Genomic DNA, 26,951 nt, shown 5'->3' with positions numbered 1-26,951 from the left:
AGCAGCGACGGAACCAGCCCCGGAACCAGCCCCGAAGCCAGCCGCGGAAGCAGCGACGGATCGGGCCGCAGAACCCGCCCCGGACGCCGGCAGCACACCCCGAACCGGCGCCGACCACCCTTCCCCCGCGGTGTTTCCGCCCGGCGCCGCTCCCGTTACCGACGACGAACGCCGCCTGCGCGAACTCGGCTACACCCAGGAGCTGGCCCGCTCCCTGTCCGGCTTCTCCAACTTCGCGGTGTCCTTCTCCATCGTCTCGATCCTCTCCGGCTGCCTGACCCTCTACGGCACCGGCATGAACACCGGCGGCCCCGCGATGATCACCTGGGGCTGGCCGCTGGTCGGCGCGTTCACCCTGTGCGTGGGCCTGGCGATGGCCGAGATCTGCTCCAGCTACCCCACCGCGGGCGGCCTGTACTACTGGTCGGCGCGCCTGGCCCGTACCCGCGGCCCCGCCTGGAGCTGGGTGACCGGCTGGTGCAACTTCATGGGCCAGGTCGCCGTCACCGCCGGCATCGACTACGGCGCCGCCTTCTTCACCAACGCCCTGCTCGACCTGCAGTTCGGCCTGAGCGCCACCCCGGGGCACACCGTGGAGATCTTCGCGGTGCTCCTCGCCCTGCACGGCGTGCTCAACACCTTCGGGGTCCGGCTGGTCGCGGTGCTGAACACCGTCAGCGTCTGGTGGCACCTGGCCGGCGTCCTGGTCATCGTCGGCGTGCTCGTCGCCGTCCCCGACCACCACGCCTCCGCCTCCTTCGTCTTCACCCACTTCGTCAACAACACCGGCTTCCACAACTCCTTCTACGTGGCGATGCTCGGCCTGCTGCTCGCCCAGTACACCCTCACCGGTTACGACGCCTCGGCGCACATGACCGAGGAGACCCACGACGCGGCCCGCAGCGGCCCGCGCGGCATCGTCAACGCCATCACCGTCTCGCTGGCCGCCGGCTGGGTGCTGCTGCTCGGCATCACCTTCGCCATCCAGAACTACGGCGGCGAACTCGGCAGCGCCACCGGCGTGCCGCCGGCCCAGATCTTCATCGACGCCATCGGCGAGCGCGGCGCCAAGGTGCTGCTGCTCATCGTCATCGGCGCCCAGTTCTTCTGCGGGATGGCCTCGGTGACCGCCAACTCCCGCATGATCTACGCCTTCTCCCGCGACGGCGCGCTGCCCGGCTCGCGGCTGTGGCACCGCATCCACCCGCGCACCCAGACCCCCGTCAACGCGGTCTGGCTCGGCACCGGCGGCGCCCTGCTGCTCGGCCTGCCCGCGCTGTGGAACAGCACCGCCTACGCCGCCGTCACCTCGATCTCGGTGATCGGCCTCTACCTGTCCTACGTCATCCCGGTGTACCTGCGGCTCCGCCAGGGTGACTCCTTCGTGCGCGGACCCTGGCACCTGGGCCGCTGGAGCCGGATCATCGGGAGCGTCGCCGTGGCCTGGACGGCGGTGATCACCGTGCTCTTCATGCTCCCGACGGTCCGCCCCATCACCGCCAGGACCTTCAACTACACACCGGTCGCCGTCGCGGTCGTGCTCGGGTTCGCCGGCGTGTGGTGGGCGGTCTCCGCGCGCAAGTGGTTCACCGGGCCGCGGACACCAGCCCCCACCCCGCTCCCGCACGCCGAACTGGAGAAGCGATGACCGGCGGCATGCTCACTCTGGACGAACTGCGCACCCAGGCCGCCCACGGCGCCCTGGACACAGTGGTGCTCGCCATGACCGACATGCAGGGCCGCCTGCAGGGCAAACGGGTCGCCGCCTCGCACTTCCTCGCCGACATCGCCGAGGGCACCGCCGAGGGCTGCGGCTACCTGCTCGCGGTGGACGTCGAGATGAACACCGTGGACGGCTACGACATCTCCTCCTGGGAGAGCGGCTACGGCGACCTCGTCCTCGCCCCCGACCTGTCCACGCTCCGCCGCGTCCCCTGGCACCCGGCGACCGCCATGGTGCAGTGCGACGTCGTGGACCACGAGGGCCAACCCGTCGCGGTCTCGCCCCGCCAGGTGCTGCGCCGCCAGCTCGACCGGCTCGCCGCCCACGGCTGGACCGCGCAGGTCGGCACCGAGCTGGAGTTCATCGTCTTCCGCGACTCCTACGAGCAGGCGTGGGAGAAGGGCTACCGCCGGCTCACCCCGGCCAACCAGTACAACGTCGACTACTCCGTCCTGGGCACCGGCCGGATCGAGCCGCTGCTGCGCCGGCTGCGCAACGAGATGGCCGGCGCGGGCCTGACCGTGGAGTCCGCCAAGGGCGAGTGCTTCCCCGGCCAGCACGAGATCGCCTTCAAGTACGCCGAGGCGCTCACCACCTGCGACAACCACGCCGTCTACAAGACCGGCGCCAAGGAGATCGCCGCCCAGGAGGGCTACGGCCTGACCTTCATGGCGAAGTTCGACGAGCGCGAGGGCAACTCCTGCCACGTCCACCTCAGCCTGCGCGACGCCGCCGGCGCCCCCGTGATGGCCGGCGACGGGCCGCACGGCTTCTCCCCGGTGATGGAGCACTTCCTGGCCGGGCAGCTCGCGTGCCTGTCCGACTTCGCGCTGCTGCTCGCCCCCAACGTCAACTCCTACAAGCGCTACGTCGCCGGCAGCTTCGCCCCCACCGCGATCGCCTGGGGCCGCGACAACCGCACCTGCGCCCTGCGCGTCGTCGGCCACGGGCTCTCGCTGCGGTTCGAGAACCGAGTCCCCGGCGGCGACGTCAACCCCTACCTCGCGGTCGCCGCCCTCGTCGCCGCCGGCCTGTACGGGATCGAGCACCGCCTGCCGCTGGCCCCCGAGCACACCGGCAACGCCTACGCCTCCGATGGTCCGCGGGTGCCGGCCACCCTGCGCGAGGCGGTGGCCGCGTTCGAGACCAGCCAGGCCGCGGAGGAGGCGTTCGGAAAGGACGTCGTCCGCCACTACAGCCACGCCGGACGGGTCGAACTGGCCGCCTTCGACGCCGCCGTGACCGACTGGGAGCGGCAGCGCGGATTCGAGCGCCTGTGAACGCCCCCGACACCGCCCGCCGCCCGCTGGTGGGCATCAGCACCTACAGCACGCAGGCCGCCTGGGGCGTGTGGCGGCAGCAGGCGGCGCTGCTGCCGTCCACCTACGTCGAGGCGGTCACCCGGGCCGGCGCGCTCGCGGTGCTGCTGCCCCCGCAGCCGGCCGGCGCGCTGGAGGCCGTCGCCGCCCTGGACGCCCTGGTCGTCTCCGGCGGCCCGGACGTCGACCCCGCCCGCTACGGCGAGCCGGCCCACCCGCGCACCGACCCGCCCGACGTGCTGCGCGACGCCTGGGAGTTCGACCTGCTGCACGCCGCCCTCACCCGCGACCTGCCGGTGCTCGGGGTCTGCCGCGGCATGCAGGTGCTCAACGCCGCGCTCGGCGGCACCCTGGAGCAGCACCTGCCCGACCGGCTGACCGGCCGCGTCCACCGCGACCCGCCGGGCCGCTTCGCCCGCACCCGCGTGAACGTGCGCCCGGGCAGCAGACTCGCCGGCATCGTCGGGGAGAGCGCCGAGGTGTCCTGCTACCACCACCAGGCGGTGGCCCGGCTCGGCGCGGGCCTGGTGGCCACCGCGTGGAGCACCGACGAGACGGTGGAGGCCGTCGAACTGCCCGGCCGCCGCTTCGTCCTGGGCGTCCAGTGGCACCCCGAGAACGACACCGAGGACATCCGCCTCTTCCGCGCCCTGACCGAAGCGGGGGCCCGCGGCAGCGGACGAAGGGGAGCCGACCGCAGGGAGGTGCGGGGGGCTGCCGCCGACCGCGGGCCCGTCGGGCACACCGAGCCTGCCGATCCCGCCGGGAAGATCGAGCCCGCCGGGAGGACCGAGCGCGTCGATCCTGCCGGGCCCGCGGAGACGACCAGGCGCGTCGATCCTGCCGAGCCCGCCGAGAGGACCGAGCCCGCCGGTACGGCCGAGCCCGCCGGGAGGACCAGGCACGCCGAGTCCGCCGGGCGCGCCGGCCGGCAGCCCGCCGATCCCGCCGGCAGTCACCCCACCGCTCCGCACCGCGACCGCGCCGACCGCCGAAAGGCCGACCGATGACCGCAGCACCGCCCGCCACCGCGGACCCCGGCGAGCAGGACGCCCCCGATCTGCTCGACCTCGTCAACCCCGCCACCGAGAAGGTCATCGCCACCGTCACCATGGCGAGCACCGCGCAGGCAGACGCCGCCATCGCGCGTGCCGCGGCCGCCTACCCCGCCTGGCGGGCGCTCGCCCCCGCCGACCGGGCCCGGCTGCTGCGGGCGTTCGCGGCCGCCGTGGACGCCGACCGCGAGCACCTGGCCGACCTGGAGGTCGCCAACGCCGGCCACACCATCGGCAACGCCCGCTGGGAGGCGGGCAACGCGCGTGACGTCATCGAGTTCTACGCCGCCGCGCCCGAGCGCCTGCACGGCCGGCAGATCCCGGTGGCCGGCGGGATCGACCTCACCTTCAAGGAGCCGCTGGGCGTCGTCGGCGTCATCGTGCCCTGGAACTTCCCGATGCCGATCGCCGCCTGGGGCCTGGCCCCCGCGCTCGCCGCCGGCAACACGGTGCTGGTCAAGCCCGCCGAGGCCACCCCGCTCACCGCGCTGCGGCTGGCCGAACTCGCCCTGGAGGCAGGGCTGCCCGAAGGGGTGCTGCAGGTGCTGCCCGGCCGCGGCGGCGTCGTCGGGCACCGCTTCGTCACCCACCCGGACGTGCGCAAGGTGGTCTTCACCGGCTCCCCGGCCGTCGGGCGCGCCGTGATGGCCGGCTGCGCCGCGCACGTCAAGCGGGTCACCCTCGAACTCGGCGGCAAGAGCGCCAACATCGTCTTCGCCGACGCCGACCTGGAGCGGGCCGCGGCCACCGCACCGTACGCCGTCTTCGACAACGCCGGGCAGGACTGCTGCGCGCGCTCGCGCATCCTGGTGCAGGAGAGCGTGCACGAGGAGTTCATGGCGCTGCTGGAGCCGGCCGTGCGCGGGGTGCGGGTGGGCGACCCGCGGGCCGAGGAGACCGAGATGGGCCCGCTGATCTCCGCCGCCCACCGCGAGCGGGTCGCCTCCTACGTCACCGCGCCGCCCGCCGTGGTCGGCACCGTGCCCGAGGGGCCCGGCTTCTGGTACCCGCCGACCGTCCTGGCGCCGGTCCGCCACGACGACCGCGCCTTCGTGGAGGAGATCTTCGGCCCGGTCGTCACCGTGGTGCCCTTCCGCGACGAGCAGGACGCCGTACGGATCGCCAACGCCACCGCCTACGGCCTGTCCGGCTCGATCTGGACCCGCGACATCGGCCGCGCGCTGCGCACCGCCCGGGCGGTGGAGGCGGGCAACCTGTCGGTCAACTCGCACGCGTCGGTGCGCTACGCCACGCCCTTCGGCGGCGTCAAGCAGTCAGGACTCGGGCGGGAGCTGGGCCCCGACGCCCTCGACGCCTTCACCGAGACCAAGAACGTGTTCATCGCGACGGAGGACTGAGACACCCATGAACCCCACCATCGGCCCCGACTCCGGCACCGCGCCCACTTCGCGCCGGCTCGACGGCCGCACCGCGGTCGTCACCGGTGCCGGCAGCGGGATCGGCCTGGCCACCGTCCGCCGGTTCGCCGCCGAGGGCGCGCACGTGGTCTGCGTCGATGTGGACGCGGAGAGCGGCGCCAAGGCGGCGGCCGAGGCCGGCGGCCTCTTCGTCCAGGCCGACGTGACCGACGAGGACGCCGTGCGGGGCGTGTTCGCGCAGGCCGTGCAGGAGTACGGCCGCCTCGACATCGCCTTCAACAACGCAGGCATCTCCCCGCCCGAGGACGACTCCATCCTCACCACCGGCCTGGACGCCTGGCGCCGGGTGCAGGAGGTCAACCTCACCAGCGTCTACCTGTGCTGCAAGTACGCCATTCCGCACATGCTCGCCCGCGGCAAGGGCTCGATCATCAACACCGCCTCCTTCGTCGCCGTGATGGGCGCGGCCACCTCGCAGATCTCCTACAGCGCCTCCAAGGGCGGGGTGCTGGCGATGTCCCGCGAACTCGGCGTGCAGTTCGCCCGCGAGGGCGTACGGGTCAACGCGCTGTGCCCCGGCCCGGTCAACACCCCGCTGCTGCAGGAGCTGTTCGCCAAGGACCCCGAGCGGGCCGCCCGCCGGCTGGTGCACATCCCGCTCGGCCGGTTCGCCGAACCGGAGGAGATCGCCGCGGCCGTGGCCTTCCTCGCCAGCGACGACTCCTCGTTCATGACCGCGAACACCTTCCTGGTGGACGGCGGCATCTCCGGCGCCTATGTGACCCCGCAGTAAGGCCGCCTGCCCGCCGCCCTTCTTGACCTGGCTTGATCAGGTCGCCCTCCTCCCGTCGCCCGCTGTTCGCCGCAGCGCCCGGTCGGCTCAATACCTTTCCCGGCGCCCCATTGCCTTCCAAAGGTGTTGAGCCATGTCAGAACTGTCCCGCAGGGGGTTCCTCGGCGCCGCCACCGCGCTGACCGGTGCCGCGGCGATCGGCGCCGCCGGCCCGGCCGCGGCGGCCGACGCCGGGCGCACCGAGCCCGGCCGCGGCCCGCGTCCCAAGCCCCACGGCGACATCCGCGACATCCGGCATGTGGTGATCCTCATGCAGGAGAACCGCAGCTTCGACCACTACTACGGCTCGCTGCGCGGTGTACGCGGCTTCGGCGACCGCTCCACCATCACGCTGCCCGGCGGCCTGTCGGTCTTCCAGCAGCCCACCGGCAAGCCGGGCGACCCCGTCACGGCCACCCAGTACCCCTGGCGGCTGAGCGACGCGCCCGCCTCGGCGTACCCGGCCGGCCACCAGCCGCCCAGCTCCGAGGTCGGCGCCCAGAACTACGGCGGCACCGACCACAGCTGGGAGAGCCAGCACACCGCCTGGTACGGCGGGCTGATGAACGCCTGGTACGCCAGCAAGGGCGGCCCCACCACGCTGGGCTACCTCGACCGCCGCGACCTGCCGTTCCACTACGCGCTCGCCGACGCGTACACCATTGGCGACGCCTACCACTGCTCGGTGCTCAGCGCGACCGGCCCCAACCGCACCTACCACTGGGGCGGCACGATCGACGCGGCGCACAAGTACAGCAACTTCACCGCCTACTCCGGTGGCGACGAGCTCGGCCGGTTCCTGCTGTGGGAGTCCTACGCCGAGACCCTGCAGAAGGCCGGTGTCGGCTGGAAGCTCTACCAGGGCAGCGACAACTACGGCGACAACGGCCTGGAGTACTTCAAGTCCTTCGCCCAGTACGACCCGGAGCAGGGCGGCACTCCGGCACCGGGCAACGTGCTGTACGACAACGGTGTCGCCACCGTTCCCGAGCCCAGCGACCCCGAGACGGGCAACGCCGACAACCTCGCGCTCGCGATCCGCAAGGACGTCGAGGCCGGCACGCTGCCCCAGGTCTCCTGGGTCGTCACCAACCAGCGCTTCTCCGAGCACCCCGACGGCGCGCCCACCGACGGCGCCTACTACCTGCACCAGGTGCTCAAGGCGCTCGCCGCCGACCCGGACGTCTTCGACTCCACCCTCGTGATCGTCAACTTCGACGAGAACGACGGGCAGTTCGACCACGTGCCGCCGCCGGTGCCCGCGCCCGGCGAGGCCGACGAGTTCGTCGCCGGCACCGACCTGGCCTCGTACGGCCTCACCGCGCCCGCCCCGGTCGGCCTCGGCTTCCGGGTGCCGCTGCTGCTGGTCTCGCCCTGGACCCGCGGCGGCTGGGTCACCTCCGAGGTCTCCGACCACACCTCGGTGATCCAGTTCATGGAGCAGTGGACCACCGCGCTCGGCACGCCCGCGGTCTGCCCGAACATCAGCGACTGGCGGCGCCGGGTCTGCGGCGACCTCACCTCCGCCTTCGACTTCGCCCACCCCGTGTACGGCCTGCCCGACCTGCCCGACCTGCAGCCCATCGGCGAGCCCGAGGGCTACAACCCGCCGGTCACCACCAATGCCATGCCGCAGCAGGAGACCGGCACCAAGCGGGCCCGCTCGCTGCCCTACCAGCCCGGCGCCGACCTGACCGGCTTCACCCGCGCCGCCGACGGCTCGTACACCGCGCGCCTCGCGCTCTCCAACACCGGCGACCACGTCCGCAGGGCCAGCCACTTCTCGGTCTACGACAACCTCGCCGGTTCGCCGTCGCTCACCGAGTACCCGGCGAAGTTCCCCGGCCAGTACACGGTGGACCCCTCCCGCGGCGGCAGCGCCCGCACGGTCCCCGCGACCGCGCCCGTCGGGACCGGCGGCGGCACCGGCTACGACCTCACCGTCGTCGGCCCCAACCGCTTCCTGCGGCACTTCACCGGTGACGTCTCCGGTGCCGGCGCGGCCGCGCACGTCACGGCCGAGTACACCGTCGCACGGCACGGCGGCGCGCCCGGCCTGGTGCTGCGGCTGACCAACGACGGCGAGCACACCGCCGTGTTCACCGTGTCCGCCAACGCTTACGGCAAGGACCGCGCGGCCACCTACCGCGTCCCGCCGAAGGGCCACGCCGACCACGCGGTCGACTCGCTGGGCCGCACCGACGGCTGGTACGACCTCCAGGTCCGGCTCGCCGCCGACCCGTCCTGGTCCCGCCGCTACGTCGGCCACGTCGAGAACGGCGAACCCAGCATCACGGGCTGACCGGGCCCGCGCCGGGCCGCGGCCGACCCCGCGTGCTCCGGCCGGTCCCGGCCGCGCCGGCTCACGGCGCACCCCTGCCGTGAGCCGCCCCACCGCGCGCCCGGCGGCCCTCCCGCCCGCTCCTGCCACGGGCCGGGACAGGGCCGCCGGGCGTACCCTGCTGGCATGGATGCAGGTGCCCCGACGAGTCGGACGGCGCCGGGCCCCACCGGCGCCACCGTGCTGGCGGCCCGGGCCACGGCCCCCGCCCAGGACCCCGCAGGACCCGCCGCCCGAGCGGCCGGACCCGACGCGCCCGACGCCGGCGACGTCCTCGAACGGGTCGCCGGACTGCTCGCCGGCGGCGGCGTGGTCGTCCTCAGCGGCGCCGGCCTGTCGACCGAGTCCGGCATCCCCGACTACCGGGGCGCCACCGGCCGGCAGCGCAAGGGCACCCCGATGACCTTCCAGGAGTTCACCGCCGCCGAGGCCGGAAGGCAGCGGTACTGGGCGCGCAGCTACCTCGGCTTCACCTCGATCACCGGCGCCCGGCCGAACCCCGGCCACCGCGCGGTGGCCCGGCTGGCCGCCGCGGGCCTGGTCACGGGCGTCATCACGCAGAACGTCGACGGGCTGCACGCCGCCGCCGGCACCCCCGACGCGGTCGAGCTGCACGGCAGCCTGCACCACGTGGTGTGCCTGTCCTGCGGCGACCGCAGCCCGCGGCAGCGGCTCCAGCAGCGGCTGGCCGCCGCCAACCCCGACTTCCGCGCCCTGGCCGCCCAGGTCCGTCCGGACGGCGACGCCGACCTCGACGACACCCATGTCGCCGGCTTCCGCGTGGTCGCCTGCGAGGCGTGCGGCGCCGGCACCCTCAAGCCCGACGTCGTCTTCTTCGGCGAGAGCGTGCCGCGGCCCCGGGTGGACCGCTGCTTCGCGCTCGTCGACCAGGCCGCCGCCCTGCTCGTGCTGGGCTCCTCGCTCACGGTGATGTCCGGCCTGCGCTTCGTCCGCCACGCCGCCAAGCAGGGCATCCCGGTGGCGATCGTCAACCAGGGGGCCACTCGCGGCGACGCCCTGGCCGCGGTCCGCGTGGACCGCCCGCTGGGCGCCGCCCTCGCCGACCTCCTGGAACGCCTGGGCGTGTAGGGGGCGTTCGGGCCCCCTCGCGCACGCGAGGGTGCCGCTCGCGCACGGAAAAGCGCCGCGTCCCGCAGGACACGGCGCCTTTCCCTCCTGCGCCCTGGCGTCAGTTGACGACGGCGATGCCGTCCGTGGTGATCGTCGGGCGGCCGGAGGTGCCGACCACCACGACCTTCAGGGTGTGCTTGGCGGAGGAGGACCAGGTGTGGGTCCAGATCGCCTGCCGGTAGAGGGTCTTGCTGGACTTCAGGTCCACCGTCGAGATCTTCGTGCCGTCCAGGTAGACGTACGCCTGGCCGGAGGTCGAGGCCCGCGAGACAATCCAGGCCACCGAGCGGCCGGTGAAGGTCCAGCTGATGCTCGCGCCCTTGGAGCCGGAGCTGTAGGAGTAGCCGCCCAGGTAGCTCGAACTCGCCCGGTGCGACCAGGAGCCCGAGCGGGTGGTGGACGTCTCCTGCACCAGGCTCGGGGTGCGGGTCACCGACGCCGTCGTGGCGTTGCCCGCGAGGTCGGTGACCTTGACCGAGAACACCGATGAGCTGCCCGGCTTGGCGGTGGTCGACCAACTGGTGGCCGTCGTCGCCAGTGTGGCGCCGCTCGGCGACGTGCCGTACTCGCCGTGGATGCCGGTGTTGTCGGCGGCCTTGAAGGTCACCGAGACCGGCACGGCGGTGCTGCTCACGGTGCCGGTGCGGGTCCTGACGGACGGGGCCGTCGGGAAGGTGGGCTTCGTGGTGTCCGCGATGTCGTGGACCACCGCCGACAGGCTGGTCTTCCCGGACACGTGCGTGGCCCTGACCTGGATGCTGTGGCTGCCCGAGGCGAGCTTGACGGTCGCGCTGGTGCCGGTGGTGTGCAGTACGGCCTTGCCGTCGACGAGCACGTCGTAGCCCGAGATGAGCGCGGCGGGGGTGGTGGCCGACCACTTCACGGCCGCGCTGGTGCCGGTGACGTACGACGTGCCGGACTTCTGCGTGCCGTACGGGCCGGTGACGCCGGTGACCGCGAGGCCCGCGACGGGGCCGGCGGCGTACGAGCGGATGGCCGGCAGCGCGCTGTAGAGCTGGTTGCCCGGGCAGTCGGTGGCGAAGCCGTTGCGGTGCCCGGAGACGGCGTTGAGCGTGTACGTCTTGTTGAACGTGAAGCCGGAGGAGTCGGCGGCGCCCTCGACCAGGGTGGAGGTGCCGGTCGGGCTGATGCCCGACATGCCCAGCTTCCAGGCGGCCAGGCGCGCGATGGCGCCCTTCATGGCGGCCGAGGGGGCCGCGCCCTTGAAGGTGCTCGCGGTGGAGTCGCCGCCGGACAGGTCGGTGTAGGTGCCGATGGCGGCGATGCCCATGCTGTTGGTGTTGAAGCCGTAGGTCTGGGCGCCGACCACGGGCAGCGCCATGCCGCCGAAGCGGCCCTCGAAGATGGTGCCGCACTTGTCGACCAGGAAGTTGTAGCCGATGTCCCGCCAACCCTGGTGCAGGTGCTCGGCGTAGATGCTGCGGACGATGGCCGGCGACTGGTCGCAGGTGTAGCTGTTGGTGGTGTCGGTGTGGTGGACGAAGACCACCTTCACCGCCGTGCCGTACAGCGGGTACCCGGACTCGCGGGCGCACTCGTCGGCGCCCCAGCCGGCCCGGGTGACCACGCTCGGCGGCGCGATCGGCGAGCTGGTCTGCGCGGGCATCGGGGAGGGCGGCACCTGCTCGGAGGGCGGCGTGCTGCTGCCGGAGCAGGTGGGGTACGCCTGCGCCAGAGTGGGCAGTTGGGCGGGCCAGGCAGCCGTGGGGGAGGCCGACGCCGTGGCGGTGGTGGTCGGCGAGGCCGTGGCGGTGGTGGTCGGCGGCGTGGTCGGCGGCTGCGTGGTGGGCGCCGCGGTGTCGCTCGGCGTCGTGGTGGGGCTCGCCGTGGCGGTGGGCGTCTGCGTCGCGGTCGGCGCACCGCTGTCGCTCGGCGAAGCGGTGGCCGTGGCCGTGTCGGTGGGCTCGCCGGTCGCGGTCGGGTCGGCGGTGGCGTCGGTGGCGTAGCCCGCGAGCGCGATGCCGCTGCCGTCGGAGCTCTTGGCCGGCTTGCCCGGGTCCACCAGGTCCACGGTCAGGCCCTTCGGCAGGGCGGTGGTGCCGGAGCCGGCCGCGACGCGCACCTGCACGCCGTCGGACGGGCCGGTCCACATCGGGGACATCCCGCCGCGCACGCCGTGGGCGTCGCGCTCGGCGGGGTCCGGTATCTCGTCGGCCGGTGCCATCGCCAGCCAGCCCGTCCAGGTGCCGCTCTTCGCGTCACGGGTGCGGACCTCGACCCGGCCGTGCAGTGCGGACCTCGCGTCGTCCCAGGTGACGCCGACCATGCTGAACGGTTTCGTCGAGCGCGCCGGAAGCGCGCGCACGGTTCCGGTGCCGTCCAGTCCGAGCGAGCGCACGGACGTTTTCACCGGCCCGTCGGCGACCACCGACGAGCTGCTCTGCGCCATCAGCACGAACGTTCCCGCACCGCCGGCGAGTACGGCGCCGGCCGCCACCCACACCCGCAGTCCGGGTCTGCGCCGGTGCGCCCCGCCCCGTTTCCCCAACCCCATGTCTCCCGCCCCTTTTTTCGTCAGGAGGGGAGGACGCCCCGAACCGGGATCCCCCCCACGTCTTTCAAGCCCCCGGATCATAGGGACACCGCGCCGCTCCGGGCGACCCGGCCCCCGAACCCGCCCCAACCCCCCGGATCCGCCCGAAGATTACAGCTCCTGGTGCTTGGTGCGGCTGAGGGTCCACCAGAGGAGCGCGGCGGCCGCGGTGGCTCCGGCGGCGGCCGCGGTGCGCGGGCGCCAGGTCGCGGGGCCGTCGGCGCGGCGGCCGGCGTAGGCGCCGTTGGACTGCCAGCTGAGGACCGAGCCGTTGGACTGGCCGGACAGCCACGAGCCGAAGGACTGGAAGGACCAGGCGGACAGCGCCGACATCGAGGAGCCCACCGAGCCGAAGGAGGCGAACGAGGCGACGGACCCGATCGACAGCGCCGACCCCATCGACCCGATCGACAGCACCGACTCCGTGGAGGCGATGCTCAGCACCGAGTTGCGCGAACCGATCGACCAGCGAGAAGGCATCTGCACGTCCTTGCCGAAGGAGGGACACCGGGTGCGGGCAAGGCTACGCGCCCGGCGCGCCCCCGGCCGCCCGGGAGCACACCACGGCGGGTCCCGGTGGGCCCTGGTGGGAGCGGTGGTCGTATCAGGGCGGCGTTCGGGGCGTGGCCGTATGCGGATCTTGCGGAGCCGCCTCGCGGGCGCCGGCCGCGTGCCGAGGGGCCTACGCGGGACAGGCGCTGTCGGACCACGGTGTGGCGGCACCGGCTCGGCGACCGACCGTCACACCGGCTGCCGGCTGACGGAGAGCCGCACAGCGCCCCACATCAGATGACGCGGCCACCCGCGGTCCCCGTGCCGGCCGCCGAACCGCCTGCGCGGCCCGTGAGGGCCGCGGCCGGCGTCATCCGGTGGGCGAGGGCGATCGCCCCCAGTACCTCCGCCCGTTCACCCAGGCTGCCCGGGACGATGCCCACCGACCCGTTGACGGGTGGTGACACCTCCCTGGCCAGTGACGCCCGGATTCCGTCCAGCAACGGCTCTCCCGCAGCGCCGGTCCGGCCCCCGACGATGATCAGACGCGGGTTCAGCATGGTGCACAGACCAGAAAGGGCCCGGCCGACGGCGCGTCCGGCGTCCTGCACGGCGCGCCGGGCGCCCGGATCGCCGGCCCGGGCCAGCCGCAGGACGTCGTCGAGCGTCGTGTTCGGCCCGGTGACCTGGGACAGGGCCGCGGTGAGCGCCCTTCCGCCCGCCACTGTCTCCAGGCAGCCGCGGTTGCCGCAACGGCAGACGAAGCCGTAGGGGGAGACGACCACGTGGCCCAGCTCGCCGGCGGTCCCTGTCGCGCCCAGGTGCAGCCGGCCGTTGAGCATGATCCCGGAGCCGATGCCGTCGGACAGCATCACGTAGACGAAGTCGTCCACGCCGCGCCCGGCCCCGAACATCCACTCCGCCACAGCGCCGAGGTTGGCGTCGTTGCCCACGTATACGGGGAGTCCGAGGCGGCGGTCCAACTCCTCGGCCACGTTCACGTCGTCCCAGCCCTTGAGCGGGGAGGGGGAGGCGATGGCGCCGGAGTCGTGCCTGACCGGAGCGGAGACGGCGACCCCCAGGCCCACCACGCGGGAGACCGCCAGATCCAGGCGGCCCAGCAGGCGCGCGGCCATCTCGCAGGCATGTCCGAACGCGTCCCCGACGTGTTCCTCGACATCCATCGTGCGCTGCTCCTCGTCGAGGACGGTGCACGACAGATCGGCCACGGCGACACGCAGGCCGTCATGCCCGAAGTGCATCCCGAGGAAGCCGCCCGCGCCCGGGTCGAGCGTCAACAGGGTGGCGGGGCGCCCGCCGTTGGGCGAGGCGGGTGGCGGCTGCTGGTCGGGTCTCTCCACCAGGAGGCTCTCGGACACCAGTTCCGCGACCAGGCTGGAGACCGTGGTGCGGGACAGGCCGGTCAGCCTGACGATGTCCGCGCGGCTGGCCGCGCCGCGGCTCTGCACCGTCTGCAGTACGCGCAGCCGGTTGGTGCGGCGCAGACTCTCCAGCGATCCTGGCGCGTTCCCCACATGCGACAGCCTACTTTCTCCGTTCTTCGGCGTAAGTTCCCTGTAAAGAAGACGGAGTTACTCATTGACCCTGATTTACATGCCCCTTACTGTCGGCGGCTGACACCTCACTTCCAGCGACGGCGGCCGGCCGGCATGTGGTGGGCCAGCCGATCCGCCCGCGGATCGGAGAGCTACATGAGAACGAGAACGCGGTCGTGGCCTGCCATCGTTGTCATCGGCGTGGTCGCGAGTTGTGCTCTGTCAACCGGCGCTTCGGCGACGACGGGTCAGGCCGGCCGACCCGGCTCCGCTCCTGCCGCGTCCCCCATCTACCTCGACCGCCACTACTCCCCTGAGGAGCGTGCGGCGGACCTGGTCTCCCGGATGACGCTGCAGGAGAAGGCCTCGGAGATGAACAGCAGCCAGGCCGCTGCCATCCCACGGCTGGGCATCGCGGCCTACGGCTGGTGGAACGAGGCGTCCCACGGCGTCGCGGCGGAGCAGACCGCCAACAACGTCAACTCGCCAGGGGTGACCAACACCACCTCCTACCCGGTGGACCTGTCCATGGGGTCCACCTGGAACCCGGCGCTGATGTACAAGGAAGCCGGGATGATCTCGGACGAGGCCCGGGAGGTCGTCCGGAACAACAACCTCGATCTGAGCTTCTACTCGCCCACGGTCAACCTCTCGCGCGACCCCCGCTGGGGCCGCAACGACGAGTCGTTCAGCGAGGACCCGCTGCTGACCGGGGCGATCGCCTCACAGTTCGTCGACGGCATGGAGGGCAAGAGCCCGAGCGGCACGATGCTGCCCGGCTCGGACGGATACCTCAAGACGCTGCCCACGCTCAAGCACTTCGCCGCCAACAACAGCGAGTACAACCGGCTCACCGGTACCTCGGACATGGACGAGCGCACCCTGCGCGAGTACTACACGGCGCAGTTCCGCGACCTGGTCCAGCAGAGCGGCCCCGCCGCGATCATGAGCTCGTACAACGAGGTCAACGGTGTCCCGGCGGCTGCCGACGTCCACCTCATCGACGAACTCGCCCGCGAGACCTTCGGTTTCCAGGGCTACTTCACCTCCGACTGCGACGCCGTGTACGAGATCCAGGCCGGGCACCACTGGCAGCCGCCTGGCGCCTCCGCGCCGCTGGACGCCGCGGGACGCACCGCGTACGCCAACTCCGCCGGTGAGGATCTGGACTGCAACCAGGGCTACCACGACGGCTCCAACTACGCGAACACCGTCCCCACCGCGGTGGGCCAGCACATCCAGACCCAGACCGGCGTCTACAACGAGAACGACGTGGATGTCTCGCTGGTCCGGCTGTTCACCGCGCGGATCGAGACCGGCGAGTTCGACAACGAGGCGTCCGTCCCGTGGGTGGCCGCCGCCCGGGCCCGCTTGGCCCCGGGCACCTGGGTGAACTCCGACGCCAACAATGCCGTCACCGAGACCCCGGCCCGCCTTGCGACAGCCCGCCAGTCCGGTGACCAGAGCATCGTGCTGCTGAAGAACGACCCGGTGAAGCAGCAGAACGGCAGCACCACCAAGCTCCTGCCGCTCAAGGTGCCGTCCTCCGGCGCCTTCAAGGTCGCCGTCATCGGCTACTACGCCAACCCCACGTCGATGTTCCTGGGCGGCTACGCGAGCAGGCAGGGCCCGGCGGGCGTCGCCAAGGAGGTGAACGGCTACAACGGGCTCAAGACCGCCATCCAGCGCATCGACCCGGACGCCACCGTCGACTACTACCCCGGCGTCACCCCCGGGACCCTGGCCTCGGTCGACGCCGCGTCGGTGAAGGCCGCGGCGAACTACGACGCCGTCGTCGTCTACGCGGGCACCGACGGCAGCACCTCCTCCGAGGACCACGACCGCACCTCCCTGGCCCTGCCGGGTGCGCAGTCGCAGCTGATCAGCCAGGTGGCCGCCGTGAACCCGAACACCATCGTCTACATGGAGACCGTGGGCGAGGTGGATGTCACGTCGTTCCAGAACCAGGTCCCGGCGATGCTGTGGAGCTCCTACAACGGCGAGCGCAAGGGCGAGTCGCTCGCCGACGTCGTCCTGGGCGACTACAACCCGAGCGGCCGGCTGCCCTTCACGTGGTACCAGGACATCACCAAGCTGCCTCCCATCGGCGACTACACCATCCGTCCCACGGCGTCGGACTCGGGCCGCACCTACATGTACTACTCGGGCCCGGTCTCGTACCCCTTCGGCTACGGGCTCAGCTACACCGACTTCGCGTACTCCCACCTGAAGGTCAGCTCCAGGAAGCTCGACGCGAACGGCACCCTGCGGGTCGGCGCCGACGTCACCAACACGGGATCCACCGCCGGTGACGAGGTCGCGCAGGTCTATGTGACGACCCCCGACGCGCCGGCGGCGCTGCAACGACCGATCAAGCGCCTGGAAGCGTTCACGAAGGTCTCGCTGCGGCCGCACCAGACCAAGCACGTCACCTTCACGATCCAGGTTCCCAAGCTCGCGTTCTTCAGCGACCAGGCGAACCGCTACCAGGTGGACGACGGCAGGTACGGGATCCAGCTCAGCACCTCCAGCGCTGACGCCGACATCCAGGCCCAGACGTTCGTCCACGTCAGCGGCAAGCTGACGCCGACGCCCATGACCGTCACCGCCCGCGCGGTGGCCGCCGGGGACGCCGCCCAGGGGATCTCCCAGCGGGTGTACTTCCCGGACCACGTCTCCGTCGACCCGCAGCTCACCGTGGCGATGAGCGACGACACCCTCTACGGCTACATCATCAAGGGCTCGAGCACGGCCCTGCCGGCCGGCATGAAGGTGCACTACCGCAGCAACCGACCGGACGTTGTCGCGGTCGGCCCGTCGGGCACCGTCCGCACCCTCGGAAGCGGTGTCGCGACTGTCTCCGCGACGGTCGACTACCACGGCAAGCACGCCTCCACCCAGTTCGTGGTCGACGTGCAGTGACCCGCTGAACCGCACGCGGCGGCCGGCCCGGTGGCACCGGGCCGGCCGCCGCACCCCTGGCCTGCCTAGATGTCGCGGAACGTCTCGATCTGGGCGCCGATCGTGTTGAGGCGCTCGGCGAGGTCCTCGTAACCGCGGTTGATGACGTAGACGTTGCGCAGCACCGAGGTGCCCTCGGCGGCCATCATCGCGAGCAGCACGACGACGGCCGGGCGCAGGGCCGGCGGGCAGACCATCTCCGCCGCGCGCCAGCGGGTGGGGCCCTCGACCAGCACGCGGTGCGGGTCGAGCAGCTTCACCTGGGCGCCCAGCCGGGTGAGTTCGGTGAGGTAGATGGCCCGGTTGTCGTAGACCCAGTCGTGGATGAGGGTCGATCCCTGCGCCACGGCGGCGATGGCCGCGAAGAAGGGCACGTTGTCGATGTTGATGCCGGGGAACGGCATCGGGTGGATCTTGTCGATCGGCGAACTCAGCTTGGAGGGACGGACGGTGAGGTCCACCAGCCGGGTGCGGGCGTTGTCCGCGCGGTACTCCGGGCCGGTCTCGAAGTCCAGCCCCATCTCCTCCAGCACCGCCAGCTCGATCTCCAGGAACTCGATCGGCACCCGGCGGATGGTGAGTTCGGACTCGGTGACCACCGCGGCCGCCAGCAGGCTCATCGCCTCGACCGGGTCCTCCGAGGGCGCGTAGTCCACGTCGCGGTCGATGTGGGCGACACCGTGCACGGTGAGCGTGGTGGTGCCGATGCCCTCCACCCGCACCCCCAGCTCCTCCAGGAAGAAGCACAGGTCCTGCACCATGTAGTTGGGGCTGGCGTTGCGGATGACGGTGACGCCCTCGTGGCGGGCGGCGGCCAGCAGCGCGTTCTCGGTCACGGTGTCGCCGCGCTCGGTCAGCACGATCGCCCGCTTCGGCGCCGTCCCGCGGTCCACCTCGGCGTGGTAGAAGCCGTCGGTCGCGGTGATGTCCAGGCCGAAGTGGCGCAGCGCGTTCATGTGCGGCTGCACGGTGCGCGTGCCGAGGTCGCAGCCGCCCGCGTACGGGATCTTGAAGCGGTCGGTGCGGTGCAGCAGCGGGCCGAGGAACATGATCACACTGCGGGTGCGGCGGGCCGCCTCGGTGTCCATCGCGGCCAGGTCCAGCTCGGCCGGCGGCACGATCTCCAGGTCGTTGCCGTCGTTGATCCAGCGGGCCCGCACGCCGATGCTGCCGAGCACCTCCAGGATCCGGTAGACCTCCTCGATCCGCGCCACCCGGCGCAGCGTGGTGCGCCCGGCGTTGAGGAGCGTCGCGCACAGCAGGGCGACGCCGGCGTTCTTGCTGGTCTTGACGTCGATCGAGCCCGACAGCCGGCGGCCGCCGACCACCCGCAGGTGCATGGGGCCCGCGTACCCGAGGGAGACGATCTCGCTGTCCAGAGCCTCACCGATGCGGGCGATCATCTCAAGGCTGATGTTCTGGTTACCGCGCTCGATCCGGTTGACCGCGCTCTGGCTGGTGCCGAGCGCTTCCGCCAACTGCGCCTGTGTCCAGCCGCGATGCTGCCGGGCGTCACGGATGAGCCTGCCGATACGTACGAGGTAGTCGTCGGTCATGTCCCCAAGGTTATCTCACATGTGAGATAGGGCCAGCGGGGATCGGCCATTCGGGGCGGGCTGTTGCCCGGCTGGTACGAAGCAGTGCCGGACCGATCATGTGACCGGCGCAACCGTTACACCCGTAAAACGACCACGCGCCTCACGCTACTCCCGCCTGCCCGCACCGCCCGGGGAGCACACGCAAACGGGCGACGCCGGCAGGAAAGGCGGCCGGCGGCCCCGGTATGGGGCGCGGGCCGCCGCGCAGGTGCGGACCGGTCGGGCCGGGCCGCGCGGCCGCACGCGCGTGCTCGCGTATACAAAGGACGCCTTCGGGGCGGAACCGGTTCCTCCACGTCTCGATCCGGTCCGTTCCCGGCAACCGTGCGATAAACGGACCGGGCGCGCGGGATACGGCGGGAGAGACTGCCGCCCATGGCCGCACGCGAGGTGAAGGTGGGGGAGTGGCCCGACGCTCCCCCCGGGGGAGTCGTCCACCGGCCCCCGGAAGGCGCCTTCGGGCTCGGCTGCGGCTGCGTGTTCGCCGTGCTCGGCGGCGGCCTGGCACTGCTCCTGGTGGTGCTCTTCTCGCTCTTCTTCTTCTGGTTCCGCCTCGGCCCCGAGGAGCACTCCGTGCCGCGGTCGGACGTCGACGCCGCCGCGGCCTCGCAGGCCGTCGCCCGCGCCTCCACGGCCGCGCTCCGCCGCGACCAGGCACAGCTCGACGCGGCCACCACCGCCGTGCGCGGCACCCTGCTCGGCACGGACGGTTCCACGGACGCCTGCCGCGGCACCCCTTGGGGCGCGGTCCAGCCCCTGCGCGGCGGCCGCATCGTCTGCACCCTGACCACCCAGCGCACCCTCGGCGTGGGCGGCGACACCGCGCGGACCCTGCGCTCCCTCGACGCCGCCCTGCGCAAGGCGGGCTGGCACCTCGGCGACCGGGTCGGCCCCGCCGTCCCCGGCGCCGCGCCGGCCACCCTGCCGCCGCACCCGGCGCTCCGCACGACGCTGACGTACGTCGGCCCCGCGCACGAACTGCTGACCGTCGACCGCCTGCCCAGGACCCCCGGGACGGTCCCCGTCTTCGACGACCTCTCCCTCCTCGCCGATGGGATGCGCTCGCGGCACCCCGGCCCCGACCGCGGTGTCCTGGAACGTGCCGCCGACCGCCACCCGGCCCTGCTCACCCTGCACCTGGCCGACGGCTACTGGAGCGGCGACGGTCCCGCGCACTGACGCCGGCCCCGGCCGATCCGGCCCGTTCCCGCGGCGGGCCGGGGGTGTCGGAGGCGGTCAGGTGTACTAGAGTTATCTCGACATCGAGATATCTGCCGAAGGCGTGCCCGTCCGGACGCCGGCAAACGCGGCGGTAGGCCGCGAGATCATGCGTGAAGGAGACTGTCGTGTCGGCGAACAGCTTCGACGCCCGCAGCACCCTGCAAGTGGGCGACGAGACATACGAGATCTTCCGGCTGGACAAGGTGGAGGGCTCCGCCCGCCTGCCCTACAGCCTCAAGGTGCTGCTGGAGAACCTGCTCAGGACCGAGGACGGCGCCAACATCACCGCCGACCACATCAGGGCGCTGGGCTCCTGGGACTCGCAGGCCCAGCCCAGCCAGGAGATCCAGTTCACGCCGGCCCGCGTGATCATGCAGGACTTCACCGGCGTGCCCTGCGTGGTCGACCTGGCCACCATGCGCGAGGCGGTCAAGGAGCTGGGCGGCGACCCGGCCCGGATCAACCCGCTCGCCCCCGCCGAGCTCGTCATCGACCACTCGGTCATCGCCGACGTCTTCGGCGCCCCGGACGCCTTCCGGCGCAACGTCGAGCTGGAGTACGGCCGCAACAAGGAGCGCTACCAGTTCCTGCGCTGGGGCCAGACCGCCTTCGACGAGTTCAAGGTGGTCCCGCCCGGCACCGGCATCGTCCACCAGGTGAACATCGAGCACCTGGCCCGCACCGTGATGGTCCGCGGCGGCCAGGCGTACCCCGACACCCTCGTCGGCACCGACTCGCACACCACCATGGTCAACGGCCTGGGCGTGCTCGGCTGGGGCGTGGGCGGCATCGAGGCCGAGGCCGCCATGCTCGGCCAGCCGGTCTCCATGCTCATCCCGCGCGTGGTCGGCTTCAAGCTCACCGGCCAGCTGCCCGCCGGCACCACCGCCACCGACCTGGTGCTCACCATCACCGAGATGCTGCGCAAGCACGGCGTGGTCGGCAAGTTCGTGGAGTTCTACGGCGAAGGCGTGGCCGCCACCAGCCTCGCCAACCGCGCCACCATCGGCAACATGTCCCCGGAGTTCGGCTCCACCGCGGCCATCTTCCCGATCGACGCCGAGACGCTGAGCTACCTGCGGCTGACCGGCCGCTCCGCCCAGCAGGTGGACCTGGTCGAGGCGTACGCCAAGGAGCAGGGCCTGTGGCTGGACCCGGCCGCCGAGCCGGACTACTCCGAGAAGCTGGAGCTGGACCTGTCCACGGTGGTGCCCTCCATCGCCGGGCCCAAGCGCCCGCAGGACCGCATCGTGCTCGCCGAGGCCGCCCGCCAGTTCGCCCACGACGTGCGCAACTACGTCACCGAGGACGAGGAGGCGGGCAAGGAGTCCTTCCCGGCCTCCGACTCCCCGGCGCTGGACCACAACGGCGTCCCCACCAAGCCCACCCTGGTCACCCCGGCCGAGGGCGCGCCCTACGAGATCGACCACGGCGCCGTCACGGTCGCCGCGATCACCTCGTGCACCAACACCTCCAACCCGTACGTGATGGTCGCGGCCGCCCTGGTGGCCAAGAAGGCCGTCGAGAAGGGCCTGACCCGCAAGCCGTGGGTCAAGACCACGCTGGCGCCCGGCTCGAAGGTCGTCACCGACTACTTCGACAAGGCCGGCCTCACCCCGTACCTGGACAAGCTCGGCTTCAACCTGGTCGGCTACGGCTGCACCACCTGCATCGGCAACTCCGGCCCGCTGCCGGAGGAGGTCTCCAAGGCGGTCAACGAGGCCGACCTCGCCGTCACTTCGGTGCTCTCCGGCAACCGCAACTTCGAGGGCCGGATCAACCCCGACGTGAAGATGAACTACCTCGCCTCCCCGCCGCTGGTCGTCGCGTACGCCATCGCGGGCTCGATGAAGGTGGACATCACCAGCGACGCGCTGGGCACCGACACCGACGGCAAGCCGGTGTACCTGGAGGACATCTGGCCGACCGAGGCCGAGGTCAACGAGGTGGTCGCCTCCGCCATCGGCAAGGACATGTTCACCTCGTCCTACAAGGACGTCTTCGCCGGCGACGCCCAGTGGCAGGCGCTGCCGATCCCGACCGGCGACACCTTCGAGTGGGACCCGCAGTCCACCTACGTCCGCAAGCCCCCGTACTTCGAGGGCATGGGCACCGAGCCGGAGCCGGTCGCCGACATCACCGGCGCCCGGGTGCTGGCCAAGCTCGGCGACTCGGTCACCACCGACCACATCTCGCCCGCGGGCGCGATCAAGGCCGACACCCCGGCCGGGAAGTACCTGACCGAGCACGGCGTCGAGCGGCGCGACTTCAACAGCTACGGCTCGCGCCGCGGCAACCACGAGGTCATGATCCGCGGCACCTTCGCCAACATCCGGCTGCGCAACCAGATCGCGCCCGGCACCGAGGGCGGCTTCACCCGCGACTTCACCCAGGAGGGCGGCCCGGTCGCCTTCATCTACGACGCCTCGCGCAACTACATCGACCAGGGCATCCCGCTGGTGGTCCTGGCCGGCAAGGAGTACGGCTCCGGCTCCTCGCGCGACTGGGCGGCCAAGGGCACCGCGCTGCTCGGAGTCAAGGCCGTCATCGCCGAGTCCTACGAGCGCATCCACCGCTCGAACCTGATCGGCATGGGCGTGCTGCCGCTGCAGTACCCCGAGGGCGCCACGGCGCTCAGCCTCGGCCTGACCGGCGAGGAGACCTTCACCATCACCGGGGTGACCGCGCTCAACGACGGCACCACCCCGCGCACCGTGAAGGTCACCACCGACACCGGCACGGAGTTCGACGCGATCGTGCGCATCGACACCCCCGGAGAGGCGGACTACTACCGCAACGGCGGCATCATGCAGTACGTGCTGCGCTCGCTGCTGCGCAAGTGACCGTGCAGCCGGCCCGCCGACGCGCGGGCCGGCCCACCGGCTGACGCACAGGCGGACCACAGGCGGCCGCGCCCCCCGAGGGCGCGGCCGCCTGCCGTTTCGCTCCGCCGAACGGGTGGTTTACCCCCGCCGACCCGGTGACCTGCGACTTCGCCGTCCCACGTTTCGGACAGGTCTCAACTCGGGAAAGCTTACCGACCAAACCTTCTCCTGATCTTGCCCCGTCCGAGAGAAGTGGACTATACCTGTCGGCATCCAAGGAGCCCGCTGGCACGGCGGGGCGGCGGGGGTCCGGCGGGCATTCAGCGCCCGGTGTTCGATATCGTTCCTCGCCTCACTGGATGCATGGCATCACTCACGCTTCAACTGTTCGCGGTCGTCGGCGGGTTCCGCTGCACCACCGCATGAGTCCTGGAGAAGGCGAGGACTTGAGCATGGGACCTCAGTTCAACCGGCGTGACGCGATCAAGCGGGCACTGGCCATCGGTGTGGTGGCGATTCCCAGCGCGTCGCTGCTGTCGGCGTGTGCCTCCGACAGCGGGAGCGACAAGCCCGACAAGCCGGCCGCCACCGGCGCCAAGTCGGCGAGCAACCCCCTGGGTGTGAAGAAGGGCGCCCCCCTGGAGGCGTTCATCTTCAAGGGCGGTTTCGGCGACGACTACGTCAAGGCCGCCGAACAGGTCTACAACAGCGAGTACGGCATCAAGGTCAAGCACACCGGCACGCAGGGCCTCGGCCCCAAGCTGCAGCCGCGCTTCGCCAGCAACACCCCGCCGGACGTCATGGACAACTCCGGTGCCGACAACCTCGACACCGCGGCCCTGGCCAAGGAGAACAAGCTCCAGGACCTCACCCCGCTGCTCGACGCGCCCACCGTCGACGACCCGAGCAAGAAGGTCCGCGACGTCCTGATCGCCGGCACCATCGAGCAGGGCCAGTTCGGCACCCAGGCGATGTACGCGCTGAACTACGCCTTCACCGTGTACGGCGGCTGGTACTCCAGCAAGCTCTTCAAGGAGAAGGGCTGGGAGTACCCGCAGACCTTCGACCAGGCGATCGCGCTGGGCGCCAAGGCGAAGAAGGAGAACATCTCCCTCTTCACCTACCCGGGCAAGTACCCGTACTACGTGCACTTCGACCTGCTCGCCCAGATCGGCAAGGTCGGCGGCAAGGAGGTCCTCAACGCGATCGACGACCTCGAGGACGGCGCCTGGCAGGTCGACGCGGTCAAGCAGGTCATCGGGTACTACGAGGAGCTGGCGGCGAAGAAGTACTTCATGCCCGGCTCCGAGGGCATGACGCACATCCAGATGCAGACCGCCTGGACCAAGGGCAAGGCCGCCATCGTGGCCGACGGCTCGTGGGTGGAGAACGAGGCCGCCCCGACCATGCCCAAGGACTTCGACCTGGCGGTCGGCCCGCTGGTCGGCTCCGGCCCCTCCGACAAGCTCCCCTTCGGCACGATCTACGCCGCGGCCGGCGAGCCGTACATCGTCGCCGCCAACGGCAAGAACCCGGTCGGCGGCATGGAGCTGCTGCGCATCATGCTCAGCAAGAAGGAGACCGACAACTTCACCAACACCACCAAGTCGCTGACCTGCGTCACCGGTGCCGCCGACGGCCTGTCCCTCACCCCGGGCCTGGCCTCCGCGAGCGCCGCGCTGAAGGCGGCCGGTCCCAACGTGCTCAACTCCCGTCTCCAGGACTGGTACGTCAAGCTCAACCAGGAGACCCTCGGCAACCTCACCCTGCAGCTGCTGACCGGCAAGATCAACGCCGCGAAGTGGATCGAGGGCGCCCAGAAGGCCGCGGACGCCACCAAGAACGACTCGTCCGTGCCGAAGTTCAAGCACGTGTGACGAACCACCCCTGACGGCTGAGACGAGAGCGACCGGCGACATGCGACACGGCAAGTACCGGTTCATCATCGGATTCCTGGCAGTCCCCGTGGCGTTGTACGCGGTCCTTGTGATCTCGCCCTTCGTCCAGGACTTCCAGATCTCGTTGACGGACTGGAGCGGGCTGACCCCCGAGAAGCACTACATCGGGTTCGACAACTACCAGAAGATCATCCACAACAACCTCTTCTGGAAGGCACTGTGGCACAACATCCTGATGCTGCTCATCGTGCCGATCGTCACCCTCGCCCTCGGTCTCTTCTTCGCCTTCATGCTCAACGTCGGCGGCCGGCGCAAAGGCAGCGCGTCGGTCGCCGGCGTCAGGGGAGCCGGGTTCTACAAGATCGTCTACTTCTTCCCGCAGGTGCTGTCGGTCACCGTCATCGCGGTGCTGTGGCAGCAGATCTACAACCCGGACCCGGACGACGGACTGCTCAACTCCCTGCTGGGCCACGTCGGCCTGACATCGCTTCAGCAGTCCTGGCTGGGTGACCCGAGCATCGCGCTGGCCTGCATCATGGCCGTGATGGTCTGGGCGAACGTCGGCTTCTACGTCGTGCTCTTCTCGGCTGGCATGGCGTCGATCCCCGCCGAGATCTACGAAGCCGTGCTGCTGGACGGCGCCAACCGGATCACCACCTTCTTCCGGATCACGCTGCCGCTGCTGCGCGACACGGTGGCCACCGGCTGGGTCTACATGGGCATCATCGCGATGGACGGCTTCGCCTTCGTCCAGCTGATGTCCGTCAACAACGGCGGCCCCAACGAGGTCACGGACGTGGTGCCGCTGCTGCTGTACAAGACGGCCTTCCGCGACAACAGCCAGTACGGCATGGCGGCGGCGATGGGCGTCGCGATGCTGATCGTCACGCTGGTGTTCGCCGTACTGACTCTGCGGCTGTCGCGCCGCGAGCGTATCGAGTTCTAGAGGTGGCGCGATGACCGCAGAGACCGTCGATTCGACCCCCGGCCCCGCGCCGCAGGGCAGCCCGCCGAAGCCCGCGCCGGACGCCGCGGCCAAGCACCGCTGGCGCGGTGAGGGCATCGTGCTCAACGTCTTCAGCCACGGCTTCCTGTGGGTGTGGACGCTGATGGTGGGCGTCCCGCTGCTGTGGGCGCTGTGGAGTTCCTTCAAGACCTCGGGCGACATCCTCGCCCACCCGTGGTCGCTGCCCACCCACCCGCACTTCGACAGCTGGTCGCGGGCGTGGACCAAGGCGCACATGGGCCGCTACTTCATCAACACGGTGATCGTCGTCGGCTTCTCGACGGCCGGCACCATGCTCTTCGGCTCCATGGCCGCCTACGTGCTGGCCCGCTTCGAGTTCTTCGGCAACCGCTTCATCTACTTCCTGTTCGTGGGCGGCATGGCCTTCCCGGTCGTGATGGTGCTGGTGCCGCTGTTCTTCGTGACCAAGAACCTGGGCATCCTGAACACGCTGCCCGGCCTGATCCTGGTCTACATCGCCTACTCGCTGCCCTTCACCGTCTTCTTCATGACGTCCTTCTTCCGGACGCTGCCCACCTCGGTCGCCGAGGCGGCACTGGTGGACGGGGCGAGCCACACCCGCACGTTCTTCCAGATCATGGTGCCGATGGCCAAGCCCGGCATCATCAGCATCGGGATCTTCAACATCCTCGGCCAGTGGAACCAGTACCTGCTGCCCCTGGTGCTCAACCAGGGCAACACCGACAAATGGGTGCTCACCCAGGGTCTGGCCGACCTCGCCGTGCAGCAGGGCTACCAGGGCGACTGGTCCGGCCTGTTCGCCGGCCTGTCGATCGCGATGCTCCCGGTGCTCGCGGTGTACGTGATCTTCCAGCGGCAGGTCCAGGCCGGCCTGACGGCAGGCGCTGTCAAATAGTCCACTCCCGGTCTTACGCTGGTCCGGCGGCCCCGCAGGCATGCGGGGCCGCCGGTCGTGTGACAGGGGTGTCCAGCGTAAAGGTGTGGTTCTGCCCCTTGACGGGACATCACCCCAAACACTCAACTTAGAGTTCACATGTTGTAGACGACGGGGTCTCACGGGTGTGGCTGCGCCGATGCT

General features: G+C 71.3%; 17 protein-coding genes. 13 read left to right on the top strand and 4 right to left on the bottom strand.

Annotated elements, in window-relative coordinates:
• The first annotated feature begins 130 nt into the window (after nt 1–130).
• The 7 genes from BLR33_RS23165 (at nt 131) to BLR33_RS23135 (ending at nt 9,738) form a co-directional block, all read left to right on the top strand.
• Nucleotides 131–1,648, top strand: coding sequence for an amino acid permease (locus BLR33_RS23165; RefSeq protein WP_245771601.1), 1,518 nt, complete (start codon nt 131–133; stop codon nt 1,646–1,648).
• Complete coding sequence (locus tag BLR33_RS23160) at nt 1,645–3,003, top strand: glutamine synthetase family protein (RefSeq protein ID WP_093786479.1); 1,359 nt, start codon at nt 1,645–1,647, stop codon at nt 3,001–3,003. Before BLR33_RS23165 ends, BLR33_RS23160 begins: the two co-directional genes overlap by 4 nt.
• The gene (locus BLR33_RS23155) at nt 3,000–4,052 is read left to right on the top strand and encodes a gamma-glutamyl-gamma-aminobutyrate hydrolase family protein (protein WP_322987183.1); all 1,053 of its coding nucleotides are present in this window, start codon (nt 3,000–3,002) and stop codon (nt 4,050–4,052) included. The genes BLR33_RS23160 and BLR33_RS23155 overlap by 4 nt, the downstream gene beginning before the upstream one ends.
• Nucleotides 4,049–5,455, top strand: coding sequence for an aldehyde dehydrogenase family protein (locus BLR33_RS23150; protein WP_093786478.1), 1,407 nt, complete (start codon nt 4,049–4,051; stop codon nt 5,453–5,455). Before BLR33_RS23155 ends, BLR33_RS23150 begins: the two co-directional genes overlap by 4 nt.
• A 7-nt stretch (nt 5,456–5,462) precedes the next feature.
• Nucleotides 5,463–6,269, top strand: a complete 807-nt coding sequence (locus BLR33_RS23145; RefSeq protein ID WP_093786477.1) for a 3-oxoacyl-ACP reductase — start codon at nt 5,463–5,465, stop codon at nt 6,267–6,269.
• Between the two features lie 133 nt (nt 6,270–6,402).
• A complete protein-coding gene (locus BLR33_RS23140) occupies nt 6,403–8,610 on the top strand; it encodes a phosphocholine-specific phospholipase C (RefSeq protein WP_093786476.1) in 2,208 nt (735 codons plus the stop codon).
• A 165-nt stretch (nt 8,611–8,775) separates the two neighbouring features.
• Nucleotides 8,776–9,738, top strand: a complete 963-nt coding sequence (locus tag BLR33_RS23135; RefSeq protein WP_093786475.1) for an NAD-dependent protein deacetylase — start codon at nt 8,776–8,778, stop codon at nt 9,736–9,738.
• A gap of 100 nt (nt 9,739–9,838) precedes the next feature.
• Here the strand turns inward: BLR33_RS23135 and BLR33_RS23130 are convergent, their stop codons facing one another.
• The 3 genes from BLR33_RS23130 to BLR33_RS23120 form a co-directional block, all read right to left on the bottom strand.
• The gene (locus tag BLR33_RS23130) at nt 9,839–12,295 is read right to left on the bottom strand and encodes a peptidoglycan recognition protein family protein (RefSeq protein ID WP_093786474.1); all 2,457 of its coding nucleotides are present in this window, start codon (nt 12,293–12,295) and stop codon (nt 9,839–9,841) included.
• 150 nt (nt 12,296–12,445) lie between these two features.
• A complete protein-coding gene (locus BLR33_RS23125; RefSeq protein WP_093786473.1) occupies nt 12,446–12,814 on the bottom strand; it encodes a hypothetical protein in 369 nt (122 codons plus the stop codon).
• A 305-nt stretch (nt 12,815–13,119) separates the two neighbouring features.
• Nucleotides 13,120–14,361, bottom strand: a complete 1,242-nt coding sequence (locus BLR33_RS23120; protein WP_093786472.1) for an ROK family transcriptional regulator — start codon at nt 14,359–14,361, stop codon at nt 13,120–13,122.
• A 366-nt stretch (nt 14,362–14,727) separates the two neighbouring features.
• On the opposite strand from BLR33_RS23120, the gene BLR33_RS23115 reads away from it, so the two are divergent.
• Nucleotides 14,728–17,304: a glycoside hydrolase family 3 C-terminal domain-containing protein gene (locus BLR33_RS23115; RefSeq protein ID WP_218136681.1), complete on the top strand. Its 2,577-nt coding sequence runs from the start codon at nt 14,728–14,730 to the stop codon at nt 17,302–17,304.
• Nucleotides 17,305–17,369: 65 nt separating this feature from the next.
• On the opposite strand, the gene BLR33_RS23110 is transcribed toward BLR33_RS23115, so the two are convergent.
• Nucleotides 17,370–18,899 carry a helix-turn-helix domain-containing protein gene (locus BLR33_RS23110; protein WP_093786470.1) on the bottom strand — a complete coding sequence of 510 codons (1,530 nt, stop codon included), beginning with the start codon at nt 18,897–18,899 and terminating at the stop codon, nt 17,370–17,372.
• A 417-nt stretch (nt 18,900–19,316) separates the two neighbouring features.
• Here BLR33_RS23110 and BLR33_RS23105 point away from each other — a divergent pair, with 417 nt between their 5' ends.
• From BLR33_RS23105 to BLR33_RS23085, 5 genes are all read left to right on the top strand, one after another.
• Complete coding sequence (locus tag BLR33_RS23105; RefSeq protein ID WP_093786469.1) at nt 19,317–20,120, top strand: hypothetical protein; 804 nt, start codon at nt 19,317–19,319, stop codon at nt 20,118–20,120.
• 167 nt (nt 20,121–20,287) lie between these two features.
• Nucleotides 20,288–23,005, top strand: a complete 2,718-nt coding sequence (gene acnA, locus BLR33_RS23100; protein ID WP_093786468.1) for an aconitate hydratase AcnA — start codon at nt 20,288–20,290, stop codon at nt 23,003–23,005.
• A 434-nt stretch (nt 23,006–23,439) separates the two neighbouring features.
• On the top strand, nt 23,440–24,864 hold the full coding sequence (gene ngcE, locus BLR33_RS23095; RefSeq protein ID WP_093786467.1) for an N-acetylglucosamine/diacetylchitobiose ABC transporter substrate-binding protein: 1,425 nt from the start codon (nt 23,440–23,442) through the stop codon (nt 24,862–24,864).
• A 40-nt stretch (nt 24,865–24,904) separates the two neighbouring features.
• Entirely contained in the window at nt 24,905–25,831 is a 927-nt protein-coding gene (locus tag BLR33_RS23090) for a carbohydrate ABC transporter permease (protein ID WP_093786466.1), read from the top strand.
• A gap of 10 nt (nt 25,832–25,841) precedes the next feature.
• The gene (locus tag BLR33_RS23085) at nt 25,842–26,768 is read left to right on the top strand and encodes a carbohydrate ABC transporter permease (protein ID WP_093786465.1); all 927 of its coding nucleotides are present in this window, start codon (nt 25,842–25,844) and stop codon (nt 26,766–26,768) included.
• The last annotated feature ends 183 nt before the right edge of the window (nt 26,769–26,951 follow it).

Origin of the sequence: Actinacidiphila guanduensis (genome assembly GCF_900103985.1) — a bacterium.
Classification (GTDB): domain Bacteria; phylum Actinomycetota; class Actinomycetes; order Streptomycetales; family Streptomycetaceae; genus Actinacidiphila; species Actinacidiphila guanduensis.
Note: the sequence above shows the minus strand (reverse complement) of the source record. Positions and strands in the feature narration are given on the sequence as shown.

Bases quoted from the DNA above. Each gene is read 5' to 3' on its own strand.
- BLR33_RS23160 (WP_093786479.1), top strand. From the start codon at position 1,645: ATGACCGGCGGCATGCTCACTCTGGACGAACTGCGCACCCAGGCCGCC.
- BLR33_RS23150 (WP_093786478.1), top strand. From the start codon at position 4,049: ATGACCGCAGCACCGCCCGCCACCGCGGACCCCGGCGAGCAGGACGCC.
- BLR33_RS23145 (WP_093786477.1), top strand. From the start codon at position 5,463: ATGAACCCCACCATCGGCCCCGACTCCGGCACCGCGCCCACTTCGCGC.
- BLR33_RS23140 (WP_093786476.1), top strand. From the start codon at position 6,403: ATGTCAGAACTGTCCCGCAGGGGGTTCCTCGGCGCCGCCACCGCGCTG.
- BLR33_RS23135 (WP_093786475.1), top strand. From the start codon at position 8,776: ATGGATGCAGGTGCCCCGACGAGTCGGACGGCGCCGGGCCCCACCGGC.
- BLR33_RS23130 (WP_093786474.1), bottom strand. From the start codon at position 12,295: ATGGGGTTGGGGAAACGGGGCGGGGCGCACCGGCGCAGACCCGGACTG.
- BLR33_RS23125 (WP_093786473.1), bottom strand. From the start codon at position 12,814: ATGCCTTCTCGCTGGTCGATCGGTTCGCGCAACTCGGTGCTGAGCATC.
- BLR33_RS23115 (WP_218136681.1), top strand. From the start codon at position 14,728: ATGACGCTGCAGGAGAAGGCCTCGGAGATGAACAGCAGCCAGGCCGCT.
- BLR33_RS23110 (WP_093786470.1), bottom strand. From the start codon at position 18,899: ATGACCGACGACTACCTCGTACGTATCGGCAGGCTCATCCGTGACGCC.
- BLR33_RS23105 (WP_093786469.1), top strand. From the start codon at position 19,317: ATGGCCGCACGCGAGGTGAAGGTGGGGGAGTGGCCCGACGCTCCCCCC.
- ngcE (WP_093786467.1), top strand. From the start codon at position 23,440: ATGGGACCTCAGTTCAACCGGCGTGACGCGATCAAGCGGGCACTGGCC.
- BLR33_RS23090 (WP_093786466.1), top strand. From the start codon at position 24,905: ATGCGACACGGCAAGTACCGGTTCATCATCGGATTCCTGGCAGTCCCC.
- BLR33_RS23085 (WP_093786465.1), top strand. From the start codon at position 25,842: ATGACCGCAGAGACCGTCGATTCGACCCCCGGCCCCGCGCCGCAGGGC.